Source organism: Kitasatospora sp. MBT66, assembly GCF_000710405.2.
Classification (GTDB): domain Bacteria; phylum Actinomycetota; class Actinomycetes; order Streptomycetales; family Streptomycetaceae; genus Kitasatospora; species Kitasatospora purpeofusca.
Map to the genome: position 1 here is coordinate 365453 of NZ_JAIY01000010.1, position 6000 is coordinate 371452.

At 75.7% G+C, this 6000-nt stretch carries 7 protein-coding genes; 3 read left to right on the forward strand and 4 right to left on the reverse strand.

The window, feature by feature from the left end:
* Positions 1-346 precede the first annotated feature (346 nt).
* On the forward strand, positions 347-787 hold the full coding sequence (locus BI06_RS26285; RefSeq protein WP_051741869.1) for a PPOX class F420-dependent oxidoreductase: 441 nt from the start codon (positions 347-349) through the stop codon (positions 785-787).
* A 303-nt stretch (positions 788-1090) separates the two neighbouring features.
* On the opposite strand, the gene BI06_RS26290 is transcribed toward BI06_RS26285, so the two are convergent.
* Positions 1091-1360, reverse strand: coding sequence for a DUF1876 domain-containing protein (locus tag BI06_RS26290; protein WP_030391104.1), 270 nt, complete (start codon positions 1358-1360; stop codon positions 1091-1093).
* A gap of 191 nt (positions 1361-1551) precedes the next feature.
* Here BI06_RS26290 and BI06_RS26295 point away from each other — a divergent pair, with 191 nt between their 5' ends.
* Positions 1552-2451, forward strand: coding sequence for a YndJ family protein (locus BI06_RS26295; RefSeq protein ID WP_063795024.1), 900 nt, complete (start codon positions 1552-1554; stop codon positions 2449-2451).
* Complete coding sequence (locus tag BI06_RS26300; RefSeq protein WP_043472047.1) at positions 2448-3002, forward strand: DUF1990 domain-containing protein; 555 nt, start codon at positions 2448-2450, stop codon at positions 3000-3002. The genes BI06_RS26295 and BI06_RS26300 overlap by 4 nt, the downstream gene beginning before the upstream one ends.
* A 925-nt stretch (positions 3003-3927) precedes the next feature.
* On the opposite strand, the gene BI06_RS48425 is transcribed toward BI06_RS26300, so the two are convergent.
* Genes BI06_RS48425 through BI06_RS52545 form a run of 3 tightly spaced genes read right to left on the reverse strand, consistent with a single transcriptional unit; the run spans position 3928 to position 5844 of the window.
* Entirely contained in the window at positions 3928-4638 is a 711-nt protein-coding gene (locus BI06_RS48425) for an anti-sigma factor (protein ID WP_051741871.1), read from the reverse strand.
* Entirely contained in the window at positions 4635-5195 is a 561-nt protein-coding gene (locus tag BI06_RS26310; RefSeq protein ID WP_051742204.1) for a sigma-70 family RNA polymerase sigma factor, read from the reverse strand. Before BI06_RS26310 ends, BI06_RS48425 begins: the two co-directional genes overlap by 4 nt.
* 55 nt (positions 5196-5250) lie before the next feature.
* Positions 5251-5844 carry a hypothetical protein gene (locus tag BI06_RS52545; RefSeq protein ID WP_051741873.1) on the reverse strand — a complete coding sequence of 198 codons (594 nt, stop codon included), beginning with the start codon at positions 5842-5844 and terminating at the stop codon, positions 5251-5253.
* Positions 5845-6000: the final 156 nt, after the last annotated feature.

The following is a 6000-nucleotide window of genomic DNA, read 5'->3' on the forward strand; positions in this document are numbered from 1 at the left end:
GTTCCGGGTCCCGGGCGGCAGGAGGCGCGGTTCTGCAGTGGCGCACGCCCCGCTCGCGCCCGCGGAAGCACGCCGGTCCGCCGCTTCCGAACGGTCCCGAGCCCTCGAAACGGCGGCCGCCCTGGACGACAATGGAGTGGCCCACCCGGCCCGGGTCCTTGACCGGACCCGTGCCAGGCTGTCCCGTGGGTCGTACGGCGGGGCACCCGGACCGCCGGGCCCACCGCGGAGCACCGCACCGCCTGCGAGCAGCACGCCCTGTGGAACGCCACGGGAGCACCGGACGCCCCGACCACCGGGGCCGCGCCGGACGCGACCGCCCGCCGGACCGGAGAGGGAGGACACCGTGCACGACCGTACCGACCAGCTCGCCGACAGCAGATACCTCCTGCTCACCTCCTACGGCGAGGACGGCCGCCAGGTCCACTCGCAGAGCTGGGTCGTCGCCGACGGCACGGCGCTCGGCATCTGGACCCCCGCCCACTCCGGCGAGGCCGAACGGATCCGCCGCCACCCCAAGGTGCTGGTCGGCCCCTGCGACGCGCACGGCCGCCCGACCGGGGCGCAGCTCCCGGCCCGGGCCGCCGTCTGCGACGAGGACGCCACCGCCCGCTATCGCGCGTCGCTGATCAACAAGTACGGCCTGTCGGCCTTCGTGGTCCTGGCCCGCAGCCGGATGCGGCTCGGGCTGGCCGGGACGGTCGGGATCCGGATCACGCTCAACGAGCTGGAGCGGCGGCTGATCGGGCCCGAGTGGCAGGTGCCGACCACGTACTGCCCGAACTGACGCCCCACGGGGGCGGCGGGGGGCGGGTGCGGGCCGGCTCGGGGCGGCGCGGGGCGGCGCGGGGCGGGGCGGGGCGGCGCGGGCCGGGGCGGGGCGGCGCGGGCCGGGCTCAGGCCAGGCCGTTCTCCGGGGCGCGGGCGAGGTCGCCCGGCTCGCAGGCCTCCTGGCCGGTCCCGGTGTGCACCACCTTGACCGCACGGCCCGGCCCTCCCGGCACCACCCGCTGCTCCTTCCCGCACCTCGGGCAGATCAGCGGGATGCGCGACCGGTGGGCGGCCGGGCCCGCGGCACCTTCCGACGGCGTCACGACAGCGGGTGGGTCGGGATCGGGCTGACCTGCTGGATCTCACCGTGGGCCTTGGTGAGCAACTGCGAGGCGAGGTCGTTGAGCGCCCGTGCGGCGGCGATCTCCTCGCCGACCCTGAGCTGTTCCGGGTCGGACGGGTGGCGGCTGGTCCAGCCGTGCGCGCGCAGCTCCGATCCGTCGCCCAGCCGCAGCATGGCCGCGGCGGCCGTCCGTGCCCCCTCCTCGCGGAACTCCATCTCGATGTGCCAGCCGACAAGAGTCTGCATGGCCAATCACCTCCGGCGGTCGCTCCTGGTCCGGTCACCCCTCCTACCCCTCCAGGGTGCGCCGCGCCCCTCGCGAACACCAGGCCGGGCGGTGCCGGCTGCCCGGAAACCCGAACTTGAACGCGTTCAATGCCGAGCGTAGAGTCGGCGCGCAAGGGAAGTTTGAACGCGTTCAAGGAGGTCCGGCCGCCATGGGCAGAGGCACCGCGGAACTGGTGGACCTGCTGGTCCTGCTCGGCATGGGTGCGGTGGTCCCGCTCGGCCTCGCCCTCGTCGACGAACCGGGGCTCGCCCGGCTGCGCCGCCTGTGGCCGCTCGCCGCCGTCCCCGGCGCACTGTCGCTGTGGCTGCCCCGAGGCCCGTTCGCCACCTGCACCGCTGCCTGCTACGCCCTCGGCACCCTCGCCGTCGCCGCCCACGCCCCGCTCCGGCTGGCCCGCACCCGCTCCCTCGCCCCGGCCGAGATCGCCGTCCTCACCGCGCTGGCCATGCCCTCGGTCGCCGGACTCGCCCTGGTCGCGGAGCGCGCCGGATACCGGCTGTTCGGCTTCGACCTCGACATCCTCGCCCTGACCGTCCCGCACTTCCACTACGCCGGATTCACCGCCGCCCTCGTCGCCGGACTCGTCTGCCGCGCCCTCCCCGACCGCCCCGCCGCCCGCTGGGCCGCGCTCAGCGTCCCGACCGGCACCCTGCTGGTGCTCGGCGGCTACTTCGTCGGAGACTGGGCCGAACTCGTCGGCGCCGCCGTCCTCACCGCCGGCATGTGGCTGGTCGGCCTGCTCACCTGGCGCGAGCTGCGGCCCCGGGCCGAGGACCGGGGCGGCGCCGCCCGGTTCACCGGCACACCCGTACTGCTCGGCGTCTCGGCGGCCGTCCTCGCCGCCACCATGCTGCTCGCCCTCTGGTGGGCCCTCGGCGAAGCCTCCGGCCTCCCCCACCCCACCCTCGGCTGGATGGCCGCCACCCACGGCGTCGGCAACGCCCTCGGCTTCGCGCTCTGCTCGCTGCTCGCCTGGCGCCGCCTCGCCCTCGCCCCGATCCCGCCGGTCCCGCCGATGCCGCCGATGCCGCAGGAGGCACTTCGATGAACGCCGCCGCACCGCTGGACGACCTCAACTACCCCGAGGTCGGCGCCAGCACCCGCCTCGACGCCCCACTGCCGGCCGGCTACAACCACCTCCGCCACCGCGCCCTGCTCGGCCACGGCCGCGCCGCCCTCGACGCCGCCGGGACCGCAGTGCTGGACTGGCGGATGCACCGGGCGGCCGGCGTCCGGATCACCACCGACGCCGACCGGGCCGCACCCGGGGTCGCGGTCCAGTGCGCCATCGGCATCGGCCCGCTGCGGGCCGGCGCCCCGTGCCGGGTCGTCTGGAGCACCACCGAAGGGGAGCCCGACCGCTACGGCTTCACGTACGGCACCCGCCGGGGCCACCTCGCGGTGGGCGAGGAGACCTTCGTGGTGGAACTGGCGCCGGACGGGGGAGTCTGGTTCACCGTGAACGCCTTCAGCCGCCCCCAACGCTGGTACGCCCGCCTCGCCGGCCCCCTCCTCCCCCTCGCCCAACACCTCTTCGCCCGCCGCTGCGCCCGCGCCCTCACCCACCTCGCCACCCGGGCGACGCGGGCGCCCCGGTAGGCCCCGGAGTGGGAAGTCGGCGGCATCGACCTCCTGTGCCAGGGCCCCGGCGGCAACGACTGAAACGCCCCAGGCCGGCGTGGGAAGTCGGCCAGGTCGACTTCCCGCTCCGGCGCCCCCGTGACAACGACAGACGCACCACACGCGGCGTGGAAGGTCGACCGGATCGACTTCCCAGGGCGGGCAGGCCACACGCAGGTGGCGGTGAGGGTGGCACAGAAAGTCGGCGACTCCGACTTCCCACGACGGGCAGACCAAGGCGCCCGGCAGAGGCCAGGAACGGCGCGGGAAGTCGGCAGAGTCGACTTCCCGCACCACACCGGCCACCGACTCGGGTCGCGCCCAGCGAGGCTGCTGCAGCGCCCGCCGTCGACGAGGAGCAGGAGTAGGAAGTCGGCGACGTCGACTTCCTACGAAAGGCAGGCCACAACCCGAGGGGGGGAGGGCGGGGTGGGACAGGAAGTCGGCGACTTCGACCTCCCACGGCGGGCAGACCACGGCGCCCGGTGAAGGCCGGGTGTGGTGTGGGAAGTCGGCGATGTCGACTTCCCGCGCCACACCGGCCACCGACTCCGGCCATGCCGAACTGCGCGGCGGCATCGCGCGGCGCCAACGAGGGGCGGGAGTGGGAAGTCGGCCGCATCGACCTCTCGCGGCGGGCAGGGACAGGTGACGCAGGAAGTCGACATCGCCGACTTCCTGCTTCGGGTGGGGGGTGCCGGGTACGGGGAGCGGGAAGTCGGCAGCATCGGCCTCCTGCGGCGGCGGGGGGCGCTCGGTGAGGGGCGGGCGGCGCGGGGTCATCGCGCGCCGTCGACGAGGAGCAGGAGTGGGAAGTCGGTCTCATCGACTTCCCACGTGGGACGAGGGACGGGGTGGCGCAGGAAGTCGGCAGGGTCGACTTCCTGCGCCAGGTGGTGGGGGGTCAGGGGGTGTGGGTGGGGACGGTGAGGAGGAGGGTGTCGGTGTCGAGGGTGCGGATTTCGAAGTGGTCGATGGTGGTGGGCGGGAGGGCGGTGCCGCCGGTGGTGCGGAGGGCGGCGGTGGTGTAGCCGGTGGCGGGGACGCTCCAGGTGGTCACCGTCTGGCGGTCGCCGGCGGCGGAGACGGCGACCAGGTCGCAGGTGAGCGGGCCGGGGACGCCGGAGAGTTCGAGGGTGACCCGGCTGCCCCAGGGCGCGGCGTCGACGCCGACGACGGCGTGGGCCCCGGTCGCGGGGTCCGTCCCGGTGAAGCGGTGGGCGGCGGCCGTGGCGACCACCGCGGGCGGGGAGTCGGCGGTGATGACGGCGGCGGTCACGGCCGGTCCGGCCAGTGCCACGGCGGCCGCCGCGACGACCAGTGCCAGCCGCCGGACCCGGCCCCGGCGGCGGACCGCACCGGCCTCCGCCACCAGCCGGTCGAGCAGCGCCGGGTCCGGGCTCGGCAGGGGGTCGGCCGGGTCGCCGTCGGCCGCGTACTCGGCCAGCAGCGTTCCGACGGGGGTGAGTTCGGCCAGCTGCCGAGTGCACTGCGGGCAGCCGGTGGCCAGATGGGCGTCGAAGGCGGCGCGTTCGGCCGGGTCCAGCACGCCGAGGACGTAGCCGGCCACGTCGAGGTGCACGGACGGCTCGGGGCCGGGCTCGAGCGGTGTCACGGTGTCACGCCCCGTTCCTCCAGCGCGAGCCTGAGCGCGCGCAGCGCGTAGTACAGCCGCGAGCGCACGGTGCCTGCGGGGATGCCGAGTGCGGCGGCCGCCTCGGTGGCGGTCAGGCCCTTGAAGTAGGTCTCCACGACGACCTCCCGGTGCGCGGGCGACAGGTCGCCGAGAGCGTCGGCGACCGTCATCATCCGCAGTGCGCGGTCGAGTTCGTCCGCGGCGGGCAGCAACTCCAGCGGCGCCGCGTCCACTTCGCGCGGCCGGGCGAGCGCGGCGCGGTGGCCGTCGATGACGATCCGCCGCGCGACGGTGGCCAGCCAGGGGCGCAGCGACACGGCCGCCGGGTCGAGCCGGTGGAGGTTGCGCCAGGCCCGCAGCAGGGTCTCCTGCACGACGTCCTCGGCGCGTTGGCGGTCCCCCGCGACGAGGTGGAGCACGAAGCCCAGCAGGGGCCCGGCGTGCTCGCGATAGAGGGCGCGCATCAGCTCCTCGTCCGGTGCCGACGCGCTCCGCGCGGCCGGGCGGCCGCCACCGGGAGGCTCCTCGGTCACCATCACATCCTTGCGCACCCGTGCCTCCGGGTCGAGTGTGGGCGGCGGCCCGTCGGGCTCAGTAACCGGAGCCGCCCGAACTGGCGGCGGCCCGGTCGCCGGTGGGGGTCACCGCGAACCAGACGCCCTGGACGCCCTGGCCCTTGGTGTCGCCGGGGTTGTGGTCGGGGGCGTAGCGGTAGAGCGGCCAGCCGGCGAGGGTGAGCTGCTTGCTGCCGTCGGCCCGGGTGACGGTGCCGACCAGTTTCGCGTCGACGCCGTTGACGGTGACCCCCGTGCCGGCGGCCGGGGCGGCGGCCGGGGGCCAGAGCGCGGCGCAGTCGCCGTTGCAGGTGGCGGTGGGCGGTGTGGCGCTGTCCTTGTCGAAGCGGTAGAGGGTGAAGCCCGCGCTGTCGGTGACGACGGTGCCGAGCCGGGCGTCGGTGGTGGTCCGCAGGGTGGCGGCGGACGTGCCCGGTACGGCGGGAGCGGAGGAGGACGCGGGCGGGTTCGCGGGCGGCGAGCCGCCGGAGGAGCCGGACGAGCCGGACGAGCCGCAGCCCGCGACGAGGGCGGCGGCGGCCAGCCCGGCGGCGGCGAGCACGGCGAGGCGCCCGGTCCCGCGAACGGAACCGGTCGGGCCTTCGGTACGGGTACGGCGGATGTTGCGCATGGTGACCGCTCCCCGGTCGGTGGGTGGGCACGTCGGTGCCTGACACCCTCCGGTACGGACGGGAGCCCCGTTCCGCTCGACGAATCGCGCGGTAGGGTCCGCGGAATAGCGCGCGGACAGCAGCCGTTGTCGGGGGCAGATGGCCCAGGGGTTGTC